The 23,672-nt window shown below is 63.8% G+C and carries 20 protein-coding genes and 2 tRNA genes; 3 read left to right on the top strand and 19 right to left on the bottom strand.

Translation table 11 applies throughout. The features are described from left to right. Positions 1-10 precede the first annotated feature (10 nt). On the top strand, positions 11-1,471 hold the full coding sequence (locus tag ACZ2GY_RS05510; RefSeq protein WP_471673555.1) for a sodium/solute symporter: 1,461 nt from the start codon (positions 11-13) through the stop codon (positions 1,469-1,471). A gap of 23 nt (positions 1,472-1,494) precedes the next feature. Here ACZ2GY_RS05510 and ACZ2GY_RS05505 read toward each other — a convergent pair whose 3' ends face one another. The 6 genes from ACZ2GY_RS05505 to rpsB all read right to left on the bottom strand — a co-directional run bounded on the left by ACZ2GY_RS05505 (position 1,495) and on the right by rpsB (position 6,676). Next, positions 1,495-2,073: a DivIVA domain-containing protein gene (locus ACZ2GY_RS05505; RefSeq protein WP_277359684.1), complete on the bottom strand. Its 579-nt coding sequence runs from the start codon at positions 2,071-2,073 to the stop codon at positions 1,495-1,497. 71 nt (positions 2,074-2,144) lie between these two features. Beyond that, positions 2,145-2,999, bottom strand: a complete 855-nt coding sequence (locus ACZ2GY_RS05500; RefSeq protein WP_346028925.1) for a phosphatidate cytidylyltransferase — start codon at positions 2,997-2,999, stop codon at positions 2,145-2,147. Positions 3,000-3,154: 155 nt separating this feature from the next. Next, entirely contained in the window at positions 3,155-3,712 is a 558-nt protein-coding gene (frr, locus tag ACZ2GY_RS05495) for a ribosome recycling factor (protein WP_056548557.1), read from the bottom strand. A 108-nt stretch (positions 3,713-3,820) separates the two neighbouring features. After that, entirely contained in the window at positions 3,821-4,558 is a 738-nt protein-coding gene (gene pyrH, locus ACZ2GY_RS05490; protein ID WP_277359638.1) for a UMP kinase, read from the bottom strand. A 207-nt stretch (positions 4,559-4,765) separates the two neighbouring features. Continuing rightward, positions 4,766-5,602: a translation elongation factor Ts gene (gene tsf / locus ACZ2GY_RS05485; RefSeq protein ID WP_471673232.1), complete on the bottom strand. Its 837-nt coding sequence runs from the start codon at positions 5,600-5,602 to the stop codon at positions 4,766-4,768. A 114-nt stretch (positions 5,603-5,716) separates the two neighbouring features. After that, a complete protein-coding gene (gene rpsB, locus ACZ2GY_RS05480; protein ID WP_277359640.1) occupies positions 5,717-6,676 on the bottom strand; it encodes a 30S ribosomal protein S2 in 960 nt (319 codons plus the stop codon). 456 nt (positions 6,677-7,132) lie between these two features. On the opposite strand from rpsB, the gene ACZ2GY_RS05475 reads away from it, so the two are divergent. After that, positions 7,133-7,645: a M23 family metallopeptidase gene (locus tag ACZ2GY_RS05475; RefSeq protein ID WP_471673231.1), complete on the top strand. Its 513-nt coding sequence runs from the start codon at positions 7,133-7,135 to the stop codon at positions 7,643-7,645. Between the two features lie 14 nt (positions 7,646-7,659). On the opposite strand, the gene ACZ2GY_RS05470 is transcribed toward ACZ2GY_RS05475, so the two are convergent. The 7 genes from ACZ2GY_RS05470 to ACZ2GY_RS05440 form a co-directional block, all read right to left on the bottom strand. Then, positions 7,660-8,850 carry an acyl-CoA dehydrogenase family protein gene (locus ACZ2GY_RS05470; RefSeq protein ID WP_277359642.1) on the bottom strand — a complete coding sequence of 397 codons (1,191 nt, stop codon included), beginning with the start codon at positions 8,848-8,850 and terminating at the stop codon, positions 7,660-7,662. 169 nt (positions 8,851-9,019) lie between these two features. Beyond that, a tRNA-Ile gene (locus ACZ2GY_RS05465) sits at positions 9,020-9,093 on the bottom strand. A 63-nt stretch (positions 9,094-9,156) separates the two neighbouring features. Further along, positions 9,157-10,353, bottom strand: coding sequence for a glycosyltransferase (locus ACZ2GY_RS05460; protein ID WP_277359643.1), 1,197 nt, complete (start codon positions 10,351-10,353; stop codon positions 9,157-9,159). A gap of 43 nt (positions 10,354-10,396) precedes the next feature. Continuing rightward, positions 10,397-11,287, bottom strand: coding sequence for a DMT family transporter (locus tag ACZ2GY_RS05455; RefSeq protein WP_471673230.1), 891 nt, complete (start codon positions 11,285-11,287; stop codon positions 10,397-10,399). Between the two features lie 13 nt (positions 11,288-11,300). Continuing rightward, positions 11,301-11,909, bottom strand: a complete 609-nt coding sequence (locus ACZ2GY_RS05450) for a CDP-alcohol phosphatidyltransferase family protein (RefSeq protein ID WP_318533044.1) — start codon at positions 11,907-11,909, stop codon at positions 11,301-11,303. Between the two features lie 80 nt (positions 11,910-11,989). Beyond that, on the bottom strand, positions 11,990-12,829 hold the full coding sequence (locus ACZ2GY_RS05445; RefSeq protein WP_471673229.1) for a phage holin family protein: 840 nt from the start codon (positions 12,827-12,829) through the stop codon (positions 11,990-11,992). A gap of 89 nt (positions 12,830-12,918) precedes the next feature. Then, complete coding sequence (locus ACZ2GY_RS05440; protein WP_471673228.1) at positions 12,919-14,304, bottom strand: sugar porter family MFS transporter; 1,386 nt, start codon at positions 14,302-14,304, stop codon at positions 12,919-12,921. A gap of 307 nt (positions 14,305-14,611) precedes the next feature. On the opposite strand from ACZ2GY_RS05440, the gene ACZ2GY_RS05435 reads away from it, so the two are divergent. Further along, positions 14,612-15,835, top strand: coding sequence for a multidrug effflux MFS transporter (locus tag ACZ2GY_RS05435; protein ID WP_471673227.1), 1,224 nt, complete (start codon positions 14,612-14,614; stop codon positions 15,833-15,835). Positions 15,836-15,872: 37 nt separating this feature from the next. Here the strand turns inward: ACZ2GY_RS05435 and ACZ2GY_RS05430 are convergent, their stop codons facing one another. From ACZ2GY_RS05430 to ACZ2GY_RS05405, 6 genes are all read right to left on the bottom strand, one after another. Further along, positions 15,873-17,351, bottom strand: a complete 1,479-nt coding sequence (locus ACZ2GY_RS05430; protein WP_471673226.1) for an SDR family oxidoreductase — start codon at positions 17,349-17,351, stop codon at positions 15,873-15,875. Positions 17,352-17,444: 93 nt separating this feature from the next. Further along, positions 17,445-17,517: transfer RNA gene (locus tag ACZ2GY_RS05425), tRNA-Asn, on the bottom strand. Between the two features lie 55 nt (positions 17,518-17,572). After that, positions 17,573-19,510: a DNA primase gene (gene dnaG / locus ACZ2GY_RS05420; RefSeq protein WP_277359869.1), complete on the bottom strand. Its 1,938-nt coding sequence runs from the start codon at positions 19,508-19,510 to the stop codon at positions 17,573-17,575. A gap of 86 nt (positions 19,511-19,596) precedes the next feature. Continuing rightward, on the bottom strand, positions 19,597-20,892 hold the full coding sequence (locus tag ACZ2GY_RS05415) for a deoxyguanosinetriphosphate triphosphohydrolase (RefSeq protein ID WP_277359870.1): 1,296 nt from the start codon (positions 20,890-20,892) through the stop codon (positions 19,597-19,599). Between the two features lie 13 nt (positions 20,893-20,905). Then, the gene (gene dusB / locus ACZ2GY_RS05410; protein ID WP_277359871.1) at positions 20,906-22,084 is read right to left on the bottom strand and encodes a tRNA dihydrouridine synthase DusB; all 1,179 of its coding nucleotides are present in this window, start codon (positions 22,082-22,084) and stop codon (positions 20,906-20,908) included. Between the two features lie 37 nt (positions 22,085-22,121). Next, on the bottom strand, positions 22,122-23,525 hold the full coding sequence (locus ACZ2GY_RS05405) for a YibE/F family protein (protein ID WP_471673225.1): 1,404 nt from the start codon (positions 23,523-23,525) through the stop codon (positions 22,122-22,124). Positions 23,526-23,672 lie beyond the last annotated feature (147 nt).

Genomic DNA, 23,672 nt, shown 5'->3' with positions numbered 1-23,672 from the left:
ATTCCCTGAGCTGAACCCTGTGGTCGGTTACGTGTCACTGGTGATGGTCGCGGTCTCCACCGTCCTGATCGGCATCTATGGACTCCGGATCTCCCGGACCACCGGTGACTTCTACGTGGCCTCGCGTACGGTGCGACCCTGGTGGAACGCCTCGGCGATCGGGGGCGAATACCTCTCAGCAGCCAGCTTCCTCGGCGTGGCCGGCCTGATCCTGCTCTCCGGGGTGGATGCGCTGTGGTTCCCCATCGGTTACACGGCCGGTTACCTCATGCTCCTGCTGTTCGTGGCCGCTCCCCTGCGGCGCTCCGGCGCCTACACCATTCCTGATTTCGCTGAAGCCCGCCTCGAGTCCCGCAATGTCCGCCGGATCACCAGCCTCCTCGTCATCGCCGTCGGCTGGCTCTACATCGTGCCGCAGCTGCACGGCGCCGCCCTTACCGTGCGGATCACTACCGGGCTGCCGTCGTGGGTAGGTTCCGTCGCCGTCGTCGTGGTTGTCTGCCTCAGCGTCATTACCGGCGGCATGCGGTCCATCACCTTTGTCCAGGCCTTCCAGTACTGGCTGAAGCTGACTGCGCTTGCCGTCCCCATTGTCTTCATCCTGGTTCAGCTGACCGGCACCGGTGAATCGATCACGAACGACGGCGCGGTCTTCGCACCGGAACTCAACACCACCGCCGATGCCACCCAGTACCAGAACATCTCGCTGGTCATCGCCCTGCTCTTCGGTACCTTGGGACTGCCCCACGTGCTGGTGCGTTTCTATACGAACCCGGACGGCGCTTCCGCCCGCCGGACAACCCTGCTGGTGCTGGGGCTGCTCTCCGTGTTCTACCTCTTCCCGACGCTGTATGGACTGCTGGGACGGATCCACACTCCGGATCTGGCGGTCCGCGGCGCGGCCGATGCCACCGTGCTGCTGCTCCCGAGCCGCATTTTCGACGGCGTTGGCGGAGACATCCTGTCGGCATTCGTCACGGCCGGTGCATTCGCCGCATTCCTCTCGACCACCAGCGGTCTTGTGGTCTCGCTGGCCGGCGTGGTGAGTCAGGACTTCTTCCGTGCCAGCGTTTCCGGGTTCCGATGGGCGGCGATTGTCTCGGCGCTCATACCGCTGGGGTTTGCCCTGCTGACGGACACCCTTGCCCTGGCCGGCAGCGTGAGCATGGTTTTTGCCTTCACTGCCTCCACGATCTGCCCGCTGCTGGTGCTCGGCATCTGGTGGCGGGGGCTCACGGATGCAGGAGCCATCGCGGGCATGGTTTCCGGGGCGGTTCTGTGCGGCGGATCGATCCTGATAGCTGCGGGCCTGGGTATGGATCAGGCCCCGCAGTGGCTCCAGCTGCCCGCGCTCTGGACGGTCCCTGCCGCGTTTGCGGTCACCATCACGGTGTCGCGGCTGACCGCAAACCGCCGGCCGATGAACACAGCACGGGTGCTTGCGCGGCTGCATACGCCTGAGGCTGTGTGACGGTACTGGTACGTGCCCGGAAGCTAGTCGATGGCCGCCATGAGTTCAACCACGCGGTCTAGGAAGGCATCCACCTGGGTCTCCTCGTACCCGTCCTGGCCGATAGCTTCACGGAAAACGGCCCGGCGAACTACATCGACGCTGAGCGGCATGTCCCTCTCGAAGTACCCGAGCAGCTCGTTGCAGAGGGCATCTACGTCCTCGATGTCATAGCTGGTCGTGTTCTTCCGGGAAGGACGCCGGAACCGCTCCCCCGGCGGCCTGTGCAGCCTGCTCCTCAGGACGGCGGACGTGCGCCCGATCTGCATCAGCCACGCCTGTTCGCCGCTCGCCGCGATCAGGGTGTCCCGCTCCCGCTGGGCAAAGACGTCTTCCAGCCGGTCCAGTGCGGCATCGACCGCGCGTGGTTCATATCCGCCCCGGGCAGGATCAAAGGCGGTGGTGCGGACTTCGGCACTGGTCACAGGCTCACCGTCGGTGCCGTCCGAGTTGTAGAAGGTGCGTGCACGGGTCAGGAACCTGTCGACCTGCTTTGCCCTATAGCCGTATTCACGGCGGCCGACACGGGCGAACGGCGAACTGCCGTTGCGAGCTCCATCCATAGTTGTGCGTTTCACTTTCTTTGCAACGGCTTCGGTGCAACGGCGCAGTCACGACGCGCCGTCGTCAAGTTCTATAGGGTCCCGGGTACCAATGTAACGGACAGCAGGAACGCAACCGGCGAAGCAAAAACAATCGAGTCAAGCCGGTCCATCACGCCGCCGTGTCCAGGCAGAATGCTGCTCATGTCCTTGACTCCGAGTTCCCGCTTGATCATGGACTCGGCGAGGTCTCCGGCGGTAGCCGCGGCGACAACGGCGACCGCCAGGCAGATACCGACCCACCAGGGCCTGTCCAACAGGAAAACCACTGCAAGTACGCCGACAACCATTGCTCCGCCGATCGACCCGCCAAAGCCTTCCCAGGACTTCTTCGGGCTGATCCGGGGTGCCATGGCGTGCTTGCCGAAGAACGCCCCCACCAGGTAGCCGAAGGTGTCATTGGCAACCACGAGCAGCAGCAGGGTTGCCACCTTGATCGGTCCCGAAGGCTCCTGCAGCAGCAGCATTGCGAAACTCAGGAGGAACGGTACCCAGAGGAGGACGAAGGTTCCCGCCATGATGCTCCGCGCGGCGTCGGGCGCAGGGTCGAGGCTGCGCCACAGAGCGATCGCGGTCACGGACACCACTGTGGCGAATGCCAACGCCTCAGGGCCGCCGAGGTAGGCGGCGAAAGGCAGCGCCACGCCGGCAGCCAGCGCCGGAACGGTGGGAACCTTGATTTGGCGCACCTCAAGCGCCCTGCCGACTTCCCAGACGCCGACGACGCCGATCATCGTGGTCAGCGCCACGAACGCAAGGGGAAGGAACAGCATGCCGACCAGCAGCGAGATCAGCAGCGCAAGCCCGACCCCGATGGCCGCGGGAAGGTTCCGCCCTGCCCGTGAGGGCTCGCCGGACTTGGCACGGGGCGGACGGCGCTTGAACATGCTTTTGCTCTGGAGTGCCCCTTCGCGCAGTGCACGCCTGCCGGACAGCGCACCGGAAGCCGGCGGACCGGCCGGCGCCTGGTGCGCGGCATCAGCGTTTGCAGCATCAGCGGCAGGCGTGCGGCCAGCCTCTGGAGAAGGCTGGGAGTCGCTCATCAGACTTCGAGCAGCTCGGTTTCCTTGCGCTTGAGCATGTCGTCGATGGTGTCAGTGTGGGACTTCGTCCGTGCGTCGAGGTCTTTCTCGGCGCGGGCGCCGTCGTCCTCGCCGGCGTCACCGTCCTTGACCGCCTTGTCAATGCCGTCCTTGGCCTTGCGGCGGATGTTCCGGATCTGGATCTTGGCGTCTTCAGCCTTGCCGCGCACTACCTTGACGTATTCCTTGCGCCGCTCCTCGGTCAGTTCGGGAAGAACCACACGAATGACGTTGCCGTCGTTGGACGGGTTGGCGCCAAGATCTGAGTCACGGAGGGCCTTCTCGATCTCAGAGAGCGCGGAGCGGTCGAACGGCGTGATGAGCAGCGTGCGTGCTTCCGGGTTCTGGAAGGATGCCAGCTGCTGCAGCGGCGTCGGCGAGCCGTAGTAGTTCACGACGACCTTCGAAAACAGGGACGGGTTGGCACGGCCAGTGCGTATGGTTGCGAAATCTTCCTTCGCCGCCTCGACTGCCTTGTCCATGCGCGCGGTTGCCTCTGACATGGTCTCTTCGATCACGATTGCTCCTTTGGTTCGAAATCCGCTGCTTCTGAGCGTCCGATTCAGTTGATAATCCTAGTTCACAGCCGGGCTCCTGCCGGGACTTCACCGACCGCTGCGCGGCGCTCAGGCCGTGACGACCGTGCCTATCCGTTCACCCATGATCGCGCTGGTGACGTTGCCCTCGCCCTCCATGCCGAAGACCACCATGGAAAGATTGTTGTCCTTGCACATGGTCATGGCCGTCTGGTCCATGACCCGGATGTCCTGGCGCAGCGCGTCGTCATAGGACAGCGAATCGAGTTTCTGCGCGCTCGGGTCCTTGCGGGGGTCCGCGGTGTAGACGCCGTCGACACCGCTCTTGGCCATCAGAACGACGTCGGCACGGACTTCCAGCGCCCGCTGGGCGGCGACTGTGTCGGTGGAGAAGTAGGGCAGGCCTGCACCTGCACCGAAGATGACGACCCTGCTCTTTTCCAGGTGGCGGATTGCCCTGCGGGGGATGTAGGCCTCGGCGACCTGGCCCATGGTGATTGCGCTCTGCACACGGGTTTCAACGCCGGCCTGTTCCAGGAAATCCTGCAGCGCCAGGCAGTTCATGACCGTGCCGAGCATGCCCATGTAATCCGCACGCGAGCGGTCCATCCCGCTCTGCGAGAGCTCGGCACCGCGGAAGAAGTTGCCTCCGCCCACCACGATGGCAACCTCCACTTCGCCGATCGTCGCGGCAATCTGCTTGGCTATGCCGCGCACCATGTCAGGATCGACACCGAGCTTGCCCCCGCCGAAAACCTCTCCCGAGAGCTTCAACAGCACGCGCCGCCTCGGGGATTCGCTGTGACCGGCCTTGTCGTATGTGTCCATGATGCCTCCCGGGCAGTCGTACGTGCGTGTCAGAATCTGAGTTCCGTGTGGGTGTCAGCGCGTCAGCAGTGGAACTGATGTCCGGCTTGGTAAGTCTTACAGGTTTCCGGCAGGTCCACTCGCCGGACATGGCGGAGGGGCGGCCACCGTGGCGACCGCCCCTCCATCATCTCAAACAAAAACCGGCCCGGAAGGGTCAGTACCTGATCAGGCACCCACCCGGAAGCGAGCAAATTCCTTGGGCTCGACAGAAGCTTCCTTCAGTACCTGGGCAACCGACTTCTTGGCGTCCTTGGCGAACGCCTGGTCAACCAGCACGCCCTCCTTGAAGAACCCGGTCAGGCGGCCTTCGACGATCTTGGTGAGGGCGGCCTCGGGCTTGCCTTCGGCGCGTGCGGTCTCATCGGCAATACGGCGCTCGGTCTCGACCAGCTCTGCCGGTACGTCCTCACGGGTGAGGTACGTGGGCGAGTAGGCGGCAATGTGAACTGCCACATCATGGGCAGCCTCAGCCGCGGCATCTCCGCTACCTTCAACGGCGAACAGCACGCCCACCTGTGCGGGGAGGTCCTTTGACGTCTTGTGCAGGTAGGCATCGACAATGGCGCCCTCGACGCGTGCCACGCGACGGATGTCGACCTTCTCGCCGAGCAGCGCACCGGCCTCGATGACATGTTCGGAAACCGGCTTGCCGTCAAGGGTGTAAGCGAGCAGCGACTCAACGTCAGAGGCGCCGGACTCGATGGTCGCAGCGAGCACCTTGTTGGCGAACTCGATGAACGGCCCGGCCTTGGCCACGAAGTCGGTTTCGCAGTTGACCTCGACCATGACACCGACGTTACCGTCGACCTTGGCGGCCACGAGACCTTCAGCGGTTGAGCGGCCTTCGCGCTTGGTGGCGCCCTTCAGGCCCTTGATGCGGATGAGCTCCATGGCCTTATCGGCATCGCCGTTGGCCTCGTCGAGCGCCTTCTTCACGTCCATCATTCCGGCGCCGGTCCGCTCGCGGAGAGCCTTGATGTCAGCGGCAGTGTAGTTTGCCATTTGAACTCCTCAGATGTGGGTTTCTCGTCAAGTATTGAGTAAAAGTTCTCCGGATCTTTCTCCGGCACAAGCGAAAGGGTGCGGGCTTTGACGTCCCGCACCCTGTCGATGAAACTACTTGCTCTCGCTGTTTGCAGCTTCCTCAGCAGGAGCGTCAGTTGCGGGGGCTTCCTCAGCAGCGGCAGCCGGTGCTTCTTCAGCGGCGGGAGCTACTTCAGCGGCGGGAGCCTCAGTTGCCGGAGCTTCCTCAGCAGGCGCGTCTGCAGCGGGAGCATCAGCAGCGGGTGCACTCTCGGCAGGTGCGGCGCTACCCTCAAGCAGCTCACGCTCCCACTCGGCGAGCGGCTCTTCTGCTGCGGCAGCATCATTGCCGGAGGACCGGTTATTGCGGGCGATGAGACCCTCAGCAACGGCGTCAGCGACAACGCGGGTCAACAGGTTGACTGCGCGAATGGCGTCATCATTACCCGGGATCGGGAAATCAACTTCGTCAGGATCACAGTTGGTGTCGAGGATGGCGACAACCGGGATGTTGAGCTTCTTCGCCTCGTCGATTGCGAGGTGTTCCTTCTTCGTGTCGACAACCCAGACGATGGACGGAGCCTTCGTGAGGTTGCGGATGCCACCCAGGTTGGTCTCGAGCTTGGTCAGCTCGCGCTGCAGCAACAGCAGTTCCTTCTTGGTGTGCCCGGAACCGGCGACATCCTCGAAGTTGATCTCCTCAAGTTCCTTCATGCGCTGGATGCGCTTGGAAACCGTCTGGAAGTTGGTGAGCATGCCTCCCAGCCAACGCTGGTTGACGTACGGCTGGCCAACACGGGTTGCCTGCTCGGCAATTGCTTCCTGTGCCTGCTTCTTGGTGCCGACGAACAGGACGGTGCCGCCGTGGGCAACAGTGGCCTTGATGAACTCGTAGGCGCGGTCGATGTAGGACAGCGACTGCTGGAGGTCAATGATGTAGATTCCGTTGCGCTCCGTGAAAATGAAGCGCTTCATCTTCGGGTTCCAGCGACGGGTCTGGTGGCCGAAGTGGACGCCGCTGTCAAGCAGCTGGCGCATGGTAACGACTGGCATGCCGTTCCTTTCGTTGGGCAGCACAGGCACTGCTGTGTTCTGCCGGTTTGACGGTTGATGTCCCGCGGGTGAACGCGGGGGTCCTGGTTCCCGTCAGCTGTGCGCTCACTCCTCCAACCGGATTTCTCCGGACCGCTGGAGCAGTGTTCCCAGGCGTAAGCTCACTCATGAAAATCGATGGCGAGATGCCTGCGAATCGGGGACACGCGTAGTCAGTTCCCGACACCCAACGGACCGAAAGAGCCTTTTATGGCACGACGGGATACGGAGAACTGCTTCGTCAAGTGTACTACAGCCGCCACGTCCCCCGGACTGGCAAAGGCAGGCGACACTCCACCTCCACAACACTCCACCTGCACAACACTCGACCTGCACAGCGCGCCGCTTCCGCTGAAGCTGTCCACATAGAGCGCACGACGCCGATCCCGCGCAGCCAGGCTCGTTCACAGTGGGTGGGTGGCTACTTTCGCGAATATATTCCGCTTCCTGGCGGGCGCCGCCGTCTGCATCGGACTGCTGCCCTCCCCCGGGCCGTCGCCTGCTTCCTCGAATCCGGAAGCTCCCTGGAGTTGGCCGCTCGACGGAACCCCGCCCGTACTGCGGCACTTTGACCGGCCGCCGGAACCCTGGATGGCTGGGCACCGCGGTGTTGACCTCGGTGCGTCGGACGGCGTTATCCTCAGCCCGGCTGAGGGCGTGGTGGTGTTCGTCGGCACGGTGGTGGACCGGCCGGTACTGACTCTCGACCATGGCGGCGGACTGTTATCCAGCTTCGAACCTGTGACAGCCTCGGTAGCGGAAGGAGATACGGTCGTCGCAGGGCAGGAGGTGGGGCGTATCAGCACGGAACCCCACTGCCCATCCCTGTGCGTGCACTGGGGCGTGCGGGAACACGGGGAATACGTCAACCCACTACCCTTCGTCTCGGACCGGCGGCCGTCAGTCCTGCTGCCGCTGGCCGATCCCTGAGCCGGTGCAGCGACTTAGACGAAGGCAGCAATTCCCGTGATGGCCCGACCCGTCACAAGCGAGTTGATTTCGTAGGTTCCCTCGTAGGAATAGACGGCTTCGGCATCGGCGAAGATCTTGGCCATCTCGTAATCGGTGACTATGCCGTTGCCGCCGAGGATGCTGCGGCCCAGGGCAACTGTTTCCCGCATCCGGGCAGTGGTGAACGCTTTGGCGAGGGCGGACTGCTCATCCCGCGCGCCGCCATCGTCGGCCAACTGCGCCAGACGCACCATCATGCCCAGGGAGCTCACCGTGTTGCCGAGCATCTCGACCAGCTGCTGCTGGATGAGCTGGAAGGACGCGAGCGGGCGGCCAAACTGCTGGCGCTCCACGGCATACCGCCGGGCAACATCGAAGGCTGCCAATTGTTGCCCTACAGCCTGCCACGCCACCGAAAGCCGCGTGATGCGCAGGACCTTGTTGGTGTCCTTGAAGCTGTTGGCGCCGGTGAGCCGGTAGTCGTCGCTGATCTGAAGGCCGTCGAGCACAATGTCGGCATTTTCAACGGTGCGCAGAGCGGTTTTGTTCTCGATCTTGGTGGCCTTGTAGCCAGGTAGCGAGGTGTCAACCATGAACCCCTTGACCTGGTTGTCCGCAACATCACGGGCGAAGATGACAACCCAGTCGGAGAAGGTAGCGTTCCCGATCCAGCGCTTTGCACCGTTGAGGACCCACCCGTCTCCGCTGCGCTCCGCGGTTGTCCGCGTACCGCCCGCGACGTCGGAACCGCCGAGCGGTTCCGTCAGGCCGAAAGCGCCGATCTTTTTCATGGCGTAGATGTCCGGAAGCCATTCGGCTTGCTGCTCCGGGGAGGCGAGCGTCTCGATGGAGCCGGTGAACAGGCCGTCGTGAACACCCATGAACGTTGCAATAGAGGTGTCGGCACGGGTGAATTCGGCGTGCAGCAGGCCCGCGAACAGGTTTGAATAGCCCAGCCGTTTGACTGGAGACACAATGTCCAGCTCGGCGATCCGCGGGATCAGCTCAGTGGGAAAAGCGCCAACGTTCCACCAGGACGCTGCGTGCGGGCGGACTTCCTGGGCCAGCCATTCCCTCACCTCAAGGAGCCGGGTACGCTCCTTCGGGTCGAGCATCTGCTCGAAGAAGTAGAAGTCGCCGTCCGCGTACGGCAGGTTGTCAGCGTCGATTGCGGGTGCACCCATGAAACGTTCCTCACCATCAGTCGCACCGGCGCTCAACTGCACCGGCGCTGTCCGTACCCTCGCGGTGCGGATCACCTCGGCCTATGTTACCCGCGGGTAACTTCCAGTGCCACCCGTGCGCACGATGCAAAAAACCCCGGCCCATCCGGACCGGGGTTTCCTGCACGAGTAGGGCTGCTGGGGCTTGAACCCAGGACAAACGGATTATGAGTCCGCTGCTCTAACCAGCTGAGCTACAGCCCCGCAACGCCGACGACGCGCCGGCGCAGTCCATTGTAGCCACGATGGTGGCCGTGAATCAGACGGCTAGACCGTTTCGGTGTCGTGGAACCTGCCGAAGTAGAGGTCCTCGAACGTGGACAGTGTGGCATCGATGCTGTGCTTTTCAACCATGGAACGGCTCATCTTCCCCATCCGCTCGCGTTCAGCCTCCGGCATGGAGATGATTTCGGTAAGGCGGCGGCCCAGCTCGGCACTGTCATGGGGAGTGAACAAATAGCCGTTTGCCCCGTCTTCGACCAGGTGCGGCAATGCCATGGCGTTTGCCAGCAGAACCGGGGTGGAAGCGGACATCGCCTCGAGTGTGACCAGGGACTGCAGTTCCGCTGTCCCCGGTTGGCAGAACACGGTGGCACGCAGGTACGCCTGACGGAGTTCCTCATCAGAGATGAGGCCGTGAAATGTGACCCGGTCTTCAAGCCCCAGCCGCTTGACCTGCGCCTGCAGAGCCGGTTTCACTTCTCCCCCGCCGACAATCTCCAGGTGCAGGTTCAGCTCGCTGGGAGTCTTCGCGACCGCGTCGATGAGCACGTCGACGTGCTTTTCCTCAGCGAGGCGCCCCACGAACAGGGCGGTCGGGTGACCGGGATGCTCGAGCTGCTCGCCGGGCCTGGCCTCGTACGCTGCCGCGTCGATGCCGTTCGACAGCGGCAGCACCTTGCGCAGAAACGCGTGTTCGTGCATGGCCTTTGCGGCAAGAGGCGTAGGCGTGGTCACAACGTCTGCTTTCCCCATGACCTTGCCCATGTCGCGCCAGGAATTCTTCGCGACAATGTTCTTGAACCACTGAGGGAAGGGCAGGAAGGGGTTCAGGTTCTCCGGCATGAAGTGATTGGTGGCGACCACACGGATCCCGCGCTTCACGGCTTCATACAGCGCGTACTCACCCACCATGTAGTGGCACTGGATGTGCACCACATCGGGCTGCACCCGGTCGAAGAGCATGCTGATCTCGCGCTTGATTTCCCAGGGTAGGCAGATCCGCCAGTATTCGTGGGTGGGGACAGAGTGCGAACGGAGTCGGTGCACCGTCCAGTCTCCGCCCGGCTCGGTGAAGCTCCGGCCGTTGATCGTGTTCGGGGCAAGAACGTGAACGTCATGGCCGCGGGCCGTCATCCCCTTGGCCAGGCGGTAGCCGAACATGGAGGCGCCGTTGACATGCGGCGGGTAGGTGTCTGCAGCGATCAGGATGGTCAGCGGCGCATCTGCTGCCGTATCGGTCACGAAGTAGTCCTCGGGTTGGCAACGGTGGGAGAAGTTACGGGCGTTACCGCCGTCGTGCTTCTTTCTGGCGCTTGACCACATCCGGATGGTGGCGCGACAGTGCTATCACTCCAACAATAGCAACGATGGCGGCCGCTCCCATGGCAATTGCGATCACCGATTCAACGTTTGGCTGGAGTTCACCCAGCACCACTATGCCGACGGCAATTCCCACGATGGGATCAATGACCGTGAGTCCGGCAATCACCAGATCCGGCGGGCCGGTGGCATAGGCGCTCTGGACGAACCATGAGCCGAGGCCGGCGGCTGCGATGATCGCAACGACGCTGTAGATGGGGACGTTGAGGAAGACCCGGCCGTTTGGGTCCAACAGGTGCGTAGCAATGATCTTGGTCAGCACGGCAACGAAGCCGAAGAGGACGCCGGCGCCGAGAATGTAGGCGAAAGCGCTGAGCCTGCGCTTGAAGACGACGGCAAGCGTGCCGAACAGTGCGACGGCGATGCACAGCAGCAACACGGCGGTCAGTTCCTGGTCCGGCAGGACAACATGGTCTTTGCGTGTCACATTGAGTGCCAGCAGCACGAACAGCGCACTGCCTGCGACGCACGCGGAGATTGCGACGACGGTGGGCCGGTTGATGCGCACGCCCTGGTCCCTGGAGTTCACGACGGTGGTGATGACCAGCGCGATGGCGCCGATCGGCTGCACAACGGTGAGGCTGGCCAGGCTGAGGGCGATGACGTTGCACACCATCCCGGCACCGAGCAGGATCAGGCCGAGGATCCAGCGCGGATTGCGCAGCAACCGGACGAACCCCGTGGAGTTGAGGGACAGCCCGCCGGTGTTGGAGCGCACCGCACTGCCCTGGCGCTGGGCACCGACAGCAAGGAAGCAGGCGCCGAGGAGCGCAAGGAGTACCGCTACCCAGGCCATGCGCCCGCTTTCGTCATGCGGTGCGCTCCAGCCGGTACACCCGGTGCGACGCCGTGAAATAACCGTAGAACGCAATGACGTGACCGATGCACCCGAGGATCAGCAGCACGTTGGCGGTGATCTCGAGCCACAGCTGGTCGAACCCTTCCACACGCTGCAGGAGCAGGAGGGGGGATCCCACCAGCAGCAGTGCGGTCCGGATCTTGCCGATGTTGGACACGGGCAGACGCAGCCGTCCGCCGAAGAGGATCAGGACGTTGATAATGAGGATTGCATCAGGGATCACGATGGCCCACACGAGCCAGGCGGGCGCAACGCCGTCCACCACGAAGGTCACGGCAACCACGATCAGCGCCGTTCGGTCTGCCACGGGATCAAGCCACTTGCCCACCGAGGACACCTGGCTGAACCTGCGGGCGATATAGCCGTCGATCCAGTCGGTTGATCCGAGCAGCACCAGGGTGATGACGGCCGCGGCATATTCGCGCTGGACAATGAACATCACAAACAGCGGGACCCCAAGGAACCGGACAACGGTGATGATGTTCGGTACGGTCCAGAACGTGTCCAGTTCGGCCGTCGCCTGACCAGGCTTTCCCCCGGCGCCAATAAGTCTGATCACAGTCCCTCCGCTCCCATTATGCAGGCAGGGCCCTGGATGCACCGAAGCGGCTGACGCAGTGTCCGCGCGATGTGCAGTGCCTACTTGGCGACGAGCCGTCTTACCATGACAGCGATTGCAGCGGCAGAAGCGGCGACAACGCTTAGTGGCTTCCAGCGGTCAGCGAGCGTCTGGTTGTGACGTGCAGGGGCAGATGACCCAGGAGTGTGGGTCACGCGGGTCGAGCCGCTACGGGTCCGCTGCGCTTCCCGGGCATGAACTGCCGAGGACTTGGCTTGGGCGGCGGCGGTGCGCGCGCGTGATTTCGTGTGGTCCACCTGGGACTTGAAGTCCAGTCCGCGCCCGAGATCATCCCTGGTTTCTGCAATGTGATCGCGGCGGCGGCCGGAGCGGCTGCGGAGCTCAGCGTACGACGGCGCAGGCGGCTTGGACTCCCCTGTTTCCTTGTGCTTGGGCTTCTTTTCTTCCTTCGGCTTCTTGACGTCAAGCGTGGCCGGGTTGAACTTGCGCCCTTCCTTGAGCACACCGATGTCATACTTGATGCCGCGAATGGCGTCTTCCGGCAGGAGCGGCAGCGCCTTCTTGAAGCGGGACAGGCCCATCAGTGCTGCAATGGCGGCAATGATGAGGAACAGGGCAGCGAAGCACAGAGCAGCCAGCCAGGGGGGCATGACCGTAGCCAGCCCCATGATCGCCGCGACAATGAGGGCTACGGCAAGGAATGCCACAAACACCAGCGCCACGACGAAGAACGCCGCAGCAATGCCGGCCGTGATGCCCTTCTGTTTGAGCTGTTCGCGGGCAAGCGAGACTTCGTCGCCCAACTGGCGCGGGGTCAGCCGCAGCAGCAATCTGATCAAGCCGATCACCGACGGCTTGCCGCCGGCCCGGTTCACCCGCGTGCTGGTCGAGCTGTCCATATGCCCTGCTCCCATCCGTTCATCCTGCATCTGTTCCCAAAATTACCACTGACGCATACTTCCCGCCCGCGCCCGGGCCGATCACCGGCTCAGCGGGCCGGCAATTCGTCCCGGTCCTCGAGTTCCCGGCCGGCATACTCCTGAAGCTGGGTCTTCACGAACCAGAAGGAAACAACGGCGAAGCCGGTGAACACCGCGTACATGATCCAGACGCCAAGGTTCTCACTGACCCAGGGAAATGCGAGCGTGACAATGAAGTTGAAAATCCAGTTCACCATCGTTGCTACGCCCAGTGCGATGGAGCGCACCTTGTTCGGGAACATTTCTCCGAGTGTCACCCACATGACCGGCCCCCACGTCGCCGCGAAGAAGATGACGAACAGGTTTGCGCCGACCAGGGCCACCGGCCCCCACACACCGGGAAGCGAAACATCCGCTCCGCTCCCCGTTGCCTGCGCGAAGGACACGGTTGCGGCGAGAAGGCCGACAAACATTCCTGCGGAACCTACCAGCAGCAGCTTGCGGCGGCCGATCCTGTCAACGAAGAAGATGGCCACGAAGGTCATCGCGACGTTGATGATCGACGTGATCACCGACGTCGTAAATGACTCGCTCTCACTGAACCCGACTGACTGCCACAGGGTGGTGGAGTAATAGAAGATGGCGTTGATACCGACAAGCTGCTGCAGGGCAGCAACGGTCATGCCCACCCAGAGAATGGGCTGCAGGCCGAGCATCGATCCACGGAGATCACGCAGCGTCGTCTTGTCCTCCATCCGGAGGGTGGAACGGATCTCGGTCAGTTTGGCGGTGGTGTCCCGAATACCGGTCACGCGGGACAGCACGTGTGCGGCTTCTGCGTCGCGGCCACCGCGAATCAGATAATGGGGCGATTCCGGAATGGTCAGCGCCAGCACTCCGTAGATGATTGCCGGTACGACGCCGACAAGCAGCATCCAGCGCCAGGCCGGCAGCCCCCACCACAGTTCTCCGGTGGCTCCGCCTGCCAGGTCGGCAAGCCAGGCGTCGGACAGCAGTGCAGCGAAGATGCCGACGGTGATTGCCAGCTGCTGAATGGATGCGAGTCCGCCACGCCACTTGGCCGGAGCGATCTCGGCGATATAGCCGGGCGCGATGACTGATGCGACTCCGATGGCGACGCCACCGATGAGGCGCCAGAGCATCAGGTCCCACTCGCTGAATGCGAAACCGGATCCGACCGAGTTGATCAGGAAAAGGATAGCTGCGCCCAACATGACGCGTTTGCGGCCGAGCCGGTCCGCGAGTTCACCGGCAAACCAGGCGCCCGCGGCACAGCCCAGGAGCGTGATCGCGACAGTGAACCCCAGGACGGCTTCCCCCAGGCTGAAGTCTTCCTGGATAGCGTCAACCGCACCATTGATGACGGCAGTGTCGAAGCCGAACAGGAGTCCACCGACAGCGGCCGCGACACTGACTCCGATGACTTTTCCCATGTGCGGCTGCGGTGCACCTGAGGGCGCACTTGTATCCCGATCTCCGGCGTTCACGTTGTTTCTCCTGACCTCTGCGCTACCCTGTGGACCTCTGAGCTGCATTTCACCCTACGACAATCCGAAGCCTACTGAGCACCCGGGCGTCGGCGCGGATAGCGGGCGGTCTTCCGCGAGGCTGACTGGGGGGCCTAAGATGGATGTTGATTCGTTCCGGCAACCACCTCACTGCCTCGACCGGCTCTCCACCACCTTTCGTCTGCAGCGCAGCAGTGCGACTCCCGCATCCGCCACGCCAGATAGGTATCTGTTGAGCACCACCACGCACCCCGGCGACGAGCTCACCAGGCGCCAGAAGCTGATCTACGTTGTCATTCTCGGCACGCTCACCGCGCTCGGTCCGTTCACCATCGACCTGTACCTGCCCGCATTCCCGGCACTGCAGGATGATCTCGGCGTCACCGAGGCTGCGGTGCAGCTCACCCTGACCGGAACGATTGTGGGCTTTGCTGCAGGCCAGCTGATCGTGGGTCCGCTGAGTGACAAGGTGGGCCGGCGCCTGCCGCTGATCATGGCCACCAGCCTGCACGTCATCGCCTCGCTCGGGGCCGCGCTGTCCACAGAGATCGGCATGCTCATGGTCTTTCGTGTGCTGCAGGGAATGGGCGCAGCCGGAGGCGGCGTGGTGGCCATGGCGATGATCCGCGACCTCTTCAGCGGCTACCCACTGGTTCGCATGCTTTCCTACATGGCGCTGGTGAACGGGATGGCCCCCATCTTCGCGCCCGTCATCGGGTCCCAGTTACTCGTGATCATGCCGTGGCCCGGAATCTTCTGGTTCCTCGCCGCGTACGGGTTCCTGGTGATCCTCGCCGTCTCGTTGTTCATCATTGAAACCCTGCCTGCGGACCGGCGGAAAGCGTCGTCGTCCACGGCTCTTCAGCGGTATCGCGCGGTGCTGACCGACCGTGTCTTCATCGGCATTCTGCTGGTGGGCGGCATGAACTTTTCGGGCCTGTTTTCCTATCTGTCGGCATCGCCGTTCCTGTTCCAGGACGTGTACGGGCTTGATCCCCAGCAGTACGGGCTGCTCTTCGCAGTGAACTCGCTCGGCATTGTGGCTGCTGTCCAGATCAGCGCCCGGGTGGTCCGGAGGGTGGGTCCGCAGTGGATCATCGCCTGCTCCACCGCGGCAATGCTCGCGATGGCGCTCCTGATGATCCTCTTCGACTACCTCGGCTTCGGATTCTGGGGTACCGCGGTTCCGCTCTGGTTCTACATCTCGGCTGCCGGCTTCACGTTCCCCTGCGTCCAGGTGCTCGCGCTGGCCAACCATGGCGCGCAGGCCGGGACCGCCGCGTCCCTTCTCGGCGCGACCACCTTCGGGTTGGCTGGGATCATCTCACCGATTGTGGGAGTTCTCGGGATAGCGTCAGCCACACCCATGGCGGCGGTCATGGCCTGCTGTATTGCCCTCGGGATTGTGTTCCTCTGGACGATTGTGCGGCCGAGGACCGTACCCGCGATCAGCTAGCCAGCTCCTCTCAAGCGACGGCCAGGGACAGCAGGCTCTACGCCTGGTGCCCTGCGCGCTCGGCTGTACGTGTGATGTTGCGCGCCATGGAGGCGAACACCACGCCGTGGAACGGCAGCACGCCGAGCCAGTAGAGCCGGCCGGCCAGGCCGCGGGGGAAGAAGATGGCGCGCTGGCGGTATTCGCTCGCTCCGCCGTCGGGCACTACCGAGAGTTCGAGCCAGGCTCGTCCAGGAAGTTTCATTTCCGCCCGCAGACGGAGCTTCTCGCCGCGCACCAGCTCTTCAACGCGCCAGAAGTCCAGGGCCTCTCCTGCCATCAGCTCCGACGAGTGCCGGCGTCCGCGGCGCAGGCCTACGCCGCCGGCGAGCTTGTCCAGCCAGCCACGGGCAGCCCAGGCGACCGGCCAGGAGTACCAGCCGTTTTCCCCGCCGATGCCTTCGATCACTTTCCAGACCGCGGGAGCGGGTGCGCTGGAGCGGAAGGTGCGCTCGTCCTTATAGACCGTGTGGCCGGCCCACTGGGGGTCCGAGGGAAGCGGATCCGCGACAGCGTCGCGCTGCGAAGCTCCCGCCCAACTCGTTTCCACCTCACCGGCGCTCATTTTGTTCAGGGCGAGGTCGACGGCGGCGCGATAATCGGTCAATCCGCCCTCTGGGTGCGGCACATACTCATGAATGTCTGCTTCGGCGGTGACCGCGTCGTGCTGGAGGGATTCAATCAGCGGCATCGCCATAGCCCGCGGAATGGGGGTCACGAGGTTCACCCAGTGCCCGGCCAGTCGCGGAGTAAGCACCGGCAGCGCCAGGACCGTTCGACCGGGCAGACCGGCGGCTTCTGCATAGCGCTTCATCATGTCCGCGTAGGTCAGTACGTCGCCGGAACCGATGTCGAAGGTCCGGTTGAGGCCCTCCGGGAGTTCCAGTGCAGCCAGGAGGTAGTGAATGACATCGCGCACGGAGATGGGTTCGATGCGGTTCAGTACCCACTTCGGCGCGGGCATCACCGGCAGTACATCGGCCAGGTGCCTGATCATCTCGAAGGACGCGGAGCCGGAACCGATGACGACGCCGGCCTGGAAAGCGATGGTGGGAACGCCCGATGCCAGCAGCACGTCGCCCACGGCCACGCGGGAGCGCATGTGCGTTGAGAGCTTTACGCCCTGCGGGTGGAGGCCGCCGAGGTAAACGATGCGCTTGACGGAAGCCTGCGAAGCAGCCTTGGCGACGGTCGATGCGATCTGCGCTTCCCGCTCCTCGAACCCCCGTCCGGAGCCCATGGAGTGCACGAGGTAATAGAGCGTGGAGACCCCCTCGCTTGCACGGTTCATAGTTTCGGCGTCCTGCAGATCGCCTTCGACCACCTCGACCTGCGCTGCCCACGGTACGTCCCGCAGCTTCTGGGGTGACCGCACAACCACGCGGACCCGCCGGCCGTCTTCCAGCAGCCGGGAGACGAGCCGACCTCCGATATATCCAGTGGCGCCCGTTACCAGAACAAGATCATCATTGCGCATAGGGGTCAGACTACGCGCCCAGCCTGAGTGGCAACCCGGCGGCTAACGAGAAAGGCTCCTGACCGGCGAAAACGCAGGTCAGGAGCCTATTTGCTCCCCCGACTGGACTTGAACCAGTAACCCTTCGATTAACAGTCGAATGCTCTGCCAATTGAGCTACGGGGGAAAGCAGCAGAAACAACTTTACATAGGAAAACCGGGTAAGTGAAATTGGCCGGCTGCTAGTCCGAGCGCAGGGCGCGGCGTTCCATTTCGAGCTCCATCAGCTCCCGGTTCAGTTGCTGAAAGAGGGATGGATCAGCCGCCGGATCGAGCCTCTGCAGTGAGCTCAGCTTCTCTGCCTTCAGCCGGGTGATGCGCAGCTCCGAGAGCCTGCTGAGGATGTCTCGGCAGTACGCGGCCATCCCCTCTCCATCCGTCGCGGGCAGCGGCGTCACGGCGAGTTCGCTCACATAACCACGCAGCATGTCGGGAACCTCCTGGCGCACCCGTTCCACCCAGTTCGATGCGGAGTCGGCTCTGTCTCTCCCTGCAGTTCCGGCAGCACGCACTGCATCATGCAGCGCGGCGTAGGCGGGCACGGAGAAGCGGGAATCAGAAAAACGGTCCCACTGGTCCTGATCAAGCAGTTGCGGATACTGGAGAACCACCTCGAGCGCTTCGCGCTCCATCCGTGCAACAGGATCACGCGGATCTGGACGCCGGAACTGCGGCACTTCTTCCACCAATTCAGGGCCGCTGCCCGGTGCCTGGGCGGGTTGGCGGCTCTGCGGGTTCTGTGCACCCTGCTTGCCATCCTGTGCCGGTTGGGTTGCCCGCTTTGCCGCGGCCGTGACCGCGCGCGCCACCTGGTCCTCGCCAACGAATTGCATGCCGAGCCACCGGGACAGTTCCCGGGTGTAGACCGACCTCAGGGACACATCGCGGATGTTGGCCACGATGGGAGCCGCGTGCCGTAGCGCTTTTGTCTGGCCCTCGCCGGTGGAGAGATCGAACTGGTCAAACGATGCTTTGATGGCGAACTCAAACAGCGGGCGCCGGGTGCTGATGAGGTCCTGAACGGCCTGGTCCCCCGCGGTCTGTCGCAGCTCGCAGGGGTCAGCGCCGTCAGCGCCGACCGCCACATAAGTCTGCGCGTTGAACCGCTGATCCTCCTCGAAGGCGCGCAGCGCCGCTTTCTGCCCGGCGGCGTCGCCATCGAAGGTGAAGATGACCTCTCCGCCGGTGCCGTCGTCGGACAGGAGCCGGCGCGCGATCTTGATGTGCTCGGCACCGAAGGCCGTGCCGCAGGTGGCTACGGCGGTGCCTACTCCGGCGAGGTGGCACGCCATGACGTCGGTGTAGCCCTCCACCACCACGAGCTGACGTGACTTTGCGATCTCCCGTTTGGCGAGATCGATTCCGTACAGGACCTGCGACTTCTTGTAGAGGGTGGTCTCAGGGGTATTCAGGTACTTGGGCCCCGGGTCATCCTCATACAGCTTGCGTGCGCCGAATCCCACGGTGTCCCCGGTGATGTCCCGAATGGGCCACATCAGCCTGCCCCGGAAGCGGTCGTAGAGCCGGCCCGAGTTGTTGGACGAAACACTGAACATGCCGGTCAGCTTCAGCTCGTCCAGGAGAAACCCGCGGCCGGTCAGGTGATTGAGCAGGCCGTCCCACCCCTGGGGCGCGTAGCCGACGCCGAAGTGTTCAGCGGCGGCCCGGTCGAAGCCGCGCTCCTGCAGGAAAGCGCGGCCGGTCGCCGCCTCTGGTGTCAACAGTTGGTCGCGGTAGAATTCCGCAGCAATCTTGTGTGCATCGAGGAGGCGCTGCCGCTTGCCGGAATCCTCGCGCCGGGGGCCGGTTCCGCCATCCTCATAGCGCAGTTCGAAAGAGATGCGTGCGGCCAGCTTTTCAACCGTCTCCGCGAAGGACGTGTGATCCATCTTCTGCACGAAGGAAATGACATCACCACCTTCACCGCATCCGAAGCAGTGATAGGAGCCCATGTGCGGACGGACATGGAACGACGGCGACCGCTCATCGTGGAAGGGGCAGAGACCTTTCCAGGACCCCACACCGGCGGACTTCAGGGTGACGTACCCGTCCACCACTTCCTTGATGTCGGTGCGCTGGCGAACCTCATCGATGTCTTCACGCTTGATGAGTCCGGCCATATTATCCAGTCTAGTGTTCGGTCTCCGGTTCCGCCGTCCGGTAGCCCGGCCCTGTGAATACCGCTATCCGGGCGTGTGCATAACCTCTACCAGAGCGCGGGAACGGGCCCGACAACCCTTTCGTGCAGGGCGAGGGCGGAGGCATCCGTCAGGGATGCCACCTGGTCGATCACCACGCGGAGGCGGGCGTCGTCGTCGTCCGCCTGGCGCCAATCGGAGGCGAACATGGGCTCAAGGAAGCTGTCCCCTGCGGCGGCCATCTGTTGCACCAGCGAGGACAGCACCTCACGTTGCCGCTCATAAATGGGCTGGCGGTGGACGCTGGTCATCACGTAGGTGGTTGCAAGGCCCTTCATCACCGCGATCTCGGTGACCGTGTCCTCGGGAACCACCATCTCGGCGGCGTACCGGGTGAGCGGGTCGGTGCCGTAAATGCCCCGTGTTGTCTGCAGTGCACTGAGGCAGAAACGACCGATCAGCTGGCTGGTCATGTTCTTCAGCGCGGCCATGGCTTTGCGGCTGCCGTCAGCCTCGCGAACCCAAACGTCCGTTGCTTCCAGCCGTGCGAGCGCAGCGTCGACGGCGGCCGGATCGGAGTGCGGCAGGTACCACTGCTGGGTGTACCCGACAACGCGGGCGCGGTGGTCGGGGTTGTCCATCCACTTGAGCTGGAAGTGACCGGCCACGATGGCGTCTTCGACGTCATGGACGGAGTAGGAGATGTCATCGGCCAGGTCCATGACCTGCGCTTCAAGGCAGGACCGGCCGGCCGGTGCCCCCTGCCGCAGCCAGGTGAAGACGGGGAGATCGTCCTCATAGGCGCCGAACTTCGAGGTGCGGTGTCCGTGGATCACCGGCGCGTTCACAGCAGTCCACGGGTACTTGCACGCGGCATCGAGGCTGGCTCGGGTGAGGTTGAGCCCGGCCGGTTCGCCGTCGGCACGGATGACTTTGGGCTCAAGCCGGGTCAGGAGCCGAAGTGTCTGTGCGTTGCCCTCGAACCCGCCGATGGAGTGCGCCAGGTCATTCAACGTGGCCTCGCCGTTGTGCCCGAACGGAGGATGTCCAAGATCGTGGGAGAGGCAGGCGGCGTCGACGATGTCCGGGTCGCAGCCGAGGGAGCGACCCAGCTCCCGCCCCACCTGCGCCACCTCGAGGCTGTGGGTCAATCGGGTCCGCACGAAGTCGTCAGTATCGGGGGCGACCACCTGCGTCTTCGCGCCAAGCCGTCTCAACGCCGAGGAGTGGAGGACGCGTGCGCGGTCACGCTCAAAGTGCGTACGATGCAGGCTCTTGGGCGCTTCATCGACCCAGCGCTGCATGTCCGCATCCGTGTAGCCGGGAGTAATCGGCGCTGCATTGCCGACGGGGGAATTCTGCATGTGCTCAGCCGCCCTATCCACCCGATATGTCGACTTCCGCCGCGGCGATGTCCGCCTGCTGTTCAGGATTGAGCTGGCGGGCCTCGAGCCACTTGTCCGGCAGCGACGTGCGCTTGGGTGATCCCGCACGCCCGCGCGGTCCTTCGGCGTCAGTGCCGGGATACGGAGACGTGCGGTCCAGTTGATCGAGCAGACCGCGCAGAACCTCGAGCGTGGGTACGGCGGCGAGCGCTGCACGCAATTCTCCACCCACCACGTAGCCCTTGAAGTACCAGGCCATGTGCTTGCGGATGTCGCGCAGCGCCATCATCTCGTTGCCGAAGGTGTCCACCAGCAGCTCCGCGTGGCGGTACACCGTGTCCGCCACCTGCCCGAGCCCGGGCTGGTGCCGCTCATCCCTGCCCTCGAAGGCGTTCATGAGGTCACCGAACAGCCACGGCCTACCCTGGCAGCCACGGCCTACCACGACGCCGTCAACACCAGTCTGCTGAACCATGCGGATTGCGTCTTCCGCACTCCAGATATCACCGTTTCCCAGTACCGGAACATCCGGCAGGGCCTCACGCAGCTCGGCGATGGCGTTCCAGTCGGCTTTGCCGGAGTAGAACTGGGAGGCAGTGCGTCCATGCAGCGCAACGGCGGCCACGCCGGCATCGCGCGCGATCTTGCCTGCCTCACGGAAAGTCAGGTGATCCTCGTCGATGCCTTTGCGCATCTTGATGGTCAACGGGATGTTCCCCCGCGAAGCTTCCCGGACGGCCGTCTGCACGATGCCGGTGAAGAGGTCGAGCTTCCACGGAAGCGCCGCTCCGCCGCCCTTCCGGGTGACCTTCGGGACCGGGCAGCCGAAGTTCAGGTCAATGTGGTCCGCGCGGTCTTCCTCGACGAGGATACGAACGGCGGCTCCGACGGTCTTGGGGTCCACGCCGTACAGCTGGACGGAGCGCACCAATTCATCCTCGTCATGGGAGATGATGCGCAGGGACTCCGGATTGCGTTCGACGAGGGCGCGGGACGTCACCATTTCGGAGACGTACAGGCCGCCGCCGTACTCGCGGCACAGCCGGCGGAACGCTGTATTGGTGATGCCGGCCATGGGAGCGAGAACCACAGGGGTATCGACGGTTATCCCGCCCAGGCGCAGCGGCGGCAGGTCGAGCCGCGTGGAGGTAGTAGTCGGTGCGATGCTCACCCAACCATTGTCGCAAGACAGGGCAAATCGAGGGGCGTCAGCCCTGCCTCTGCTCGCGCAGCTCCCTGCGGCTCGGCAGCGCGCCCGCCGCAACCTGCCCGCTGTGTGCGCCTTCAGCCGGCTGCCCAGGCGCCTCCTCGGCGGCGAGCGCTGCAGGGGTGGATGCGCCGTCGTGCTGTTTCCTGGAGACGACCGGACCGGCTCCACGGCCGACCGCCTTGACCACCAGGACGGCAACCAGCGTGGTAACCGGGATGGCAAGAACCAGGCCTATTGATCCGACCAGGGTACGAACCACCTCCTCAACGAGTTCACCGCTGGTCAGGGCGGTCATCAGGGAACTGTCCTGTAGCGACACGAGGATCAGCAGTGGAAGGGCGGCGCCCGCGTAGGCAAAGGCAATCGTGTAGACCGTTGAGGCGATGTGGTCGCGCCCAATGCGCATGGCCCCGGCGAACAGCCGCCGCGTGGACGTTCCTGGCGCCAGTTCGTAAAGCTCCCAGACCGCCGAGGACTGGGTGATGGTCACATCGTTGAGCACACCGAGCCCGGAAATGATCAGTCCGCAGAGGATGATTCCGGAGAGCGAGACCTCAGGCGCTGCATTGATCAGTGCACTTGCGCTGTCATTGCCCACACCGGTGAGGTTCGCGGTGTCCGTGGCCCAGGCTGCCAGCAGCGCGGTGATGGCGAGTCCGAAGATCGTGCCGAGCAGCGCCGTCGAGGTTCGCGCCGAGAAGCCGTGCGCAAAGTAGAGGACCCCGAACATGATGACAACCGAGCCCACCAGCCCCAGCAGCAAGGGAGGTTTGCCCTCGATCAGCCCGGGCAGCATGAACTGTGCCAGGACGAAGAGCGCGCCCACCAGTCCGATGATCGCCCGAAGTCCGCGCCACCGGGCAACAGAAACAACGACGACGGCGTACAGCACCGCGAGCGCTGCCACGGGGAGCGTGCGCACGAAGTCCACGAAAATGTAGGGCGTGCCTGCACCGTTGATGACACCGTCGAGATTGAGGTAGCGGATTGAATCGCCCGGTTCCACCTGACCGGAATGTGCAATTTCAGGGTTGAGTTCCACCGGAACGGCTGAGCCGCCGGAGTCAGGCTCTGTGTAGGCGACCAGGCACTGCTGCGCTTCGCCGCCGGCGTCGACGGTTGGTTGGGAGGACGGGCAGTCCTCCGAAACCACGCGCTGCACCGTACCCACATCCATTGAGGTGCCGGGCGCGGTGGCGAGCGGATCGGCAACGGTGATGCCGGACCGGTCGGCGCCCGGCCACAGCATCATCATCGCGACGAGTGTGATGACGCCGAGCGGAACAAGGATCGCCGCGAGGAGAAAATTCGCCCGCCGGCGCGTTCTTGACAGGGCAGCGATCTGCTCCGGGTTGGGTGGAGGAGCGGCCCCGTCAGAAGGATGGATATGGCTGTCGCCCACTCATCGTTCCTTGCTGTCGGTGTACTACTGGCAGGATGGAAACCGGTCTGCCTGGTGCGGAGTCCCCCGAGGATTCTACGCAGGATGGCGGTCGGGAGCAGGGACGCAGCGCATGGCCTGTGTGTATCCGGATCGGAAGTGAGTGGA

This window comes from Arthrobacter sp. KKT183 (assembly GCF_055657625.1).
The sequence above is the reverse complement of the archived record's forward strand: the minus strand, read 5'-3'. Positions and strand labels throughout refer to the sequence as shown.

Excerpts from the sequence above, each read along its gene's own strand:
- ACZ2GY_RS05505 (WP_277359684.1), bottom strand. The coding sequence starts at position 2,073 with ATGGATGGAGCTCGCAACGGCAGTTCGCCGTTCGCCCGTGTCGGCCGC.
- ACZ2GY_RS05500 (WP_346028925.1), bottom strand. The coding sequence starts at position 2,999 with ATGTTCAAGCGCCGTCCGCCCCGTGCCAAGTCCGGCGAGCCCTCACGG.
- pyrH (WP_277359638.1), bottom strand. The coding sequence starts at position 4,558 with ATGGACACATACGACAAGGCCGGTCACAGCGAATCCCCGAGGCGGCGC.
- tsf (WP_471673232.1), bottom strand. The coding sequence starts at position 5,602 with ATGGCAAACTACACTGCCGCTGACATCAAGGCTCTCCGCGAGCGGACC.
- rpsB (WP_277359640.1), bottom strand. The coding sequence starts at position 6,676 with ATGCCAGTCGTTACCATGCGCCAGCTGCTTGACAGCGGCGTCCACTTC.
- ACZ2GY_RS05470 (WP_277359642.1), bottom strand. The coding sequence starts at position 8,850 with ATGGGTGCACCCGCAATCGACGCTGACAACCTGCCGTACGCGGACGGC.
- ACZ2GY_RS05455 (WP_471673230.1), bottom strand. The coding sequence starts at position 11,287 with ATGGCCTGGGTAGCGGTACTCCTTGCGCTCCTCGGCGCCTGCTTCCTT.
- ACZ2GY_RS05445 (WP_471673229.1), bottom strand. The coding sequence starts at position 12,829 with ATGGACAGCTCGACCAGCACGCGGGTGAACCGGGCCGGCGGCAAGCCG.
- ACZ2GY_RS05440 (WP_471673228.1), bottom strand. The coding sequence starts at position 14,304 with ATGGGAAAAGTCATCGGAGTCAGTGTCGCGGCCGCTGTCGGTGGACTC.
- ACZ2GY_RS05430 (WP_471673226.1), bottom strand. The coding sequence starts at position 17,351 with ATGCGCAATGATGATCTTGTTCTGGTAACGGGCGCCACTGGATATATC.
- dnaG (WP_277359869.1), bottom strand. The coding sequence starts at position 19,510 with ATGGCCGGACTCATCAAGCGTGAAGACATCGATGAGGTTCGCCAGCGC.
- ACZ2GY_RS05415 (WP_277359870.1), bottom strand. The coding sequence starts at position 20,892 with ATGCAGAATTCCCCCGTCGGCAATGCAGCGCCGATTACTCCCGGCTAC.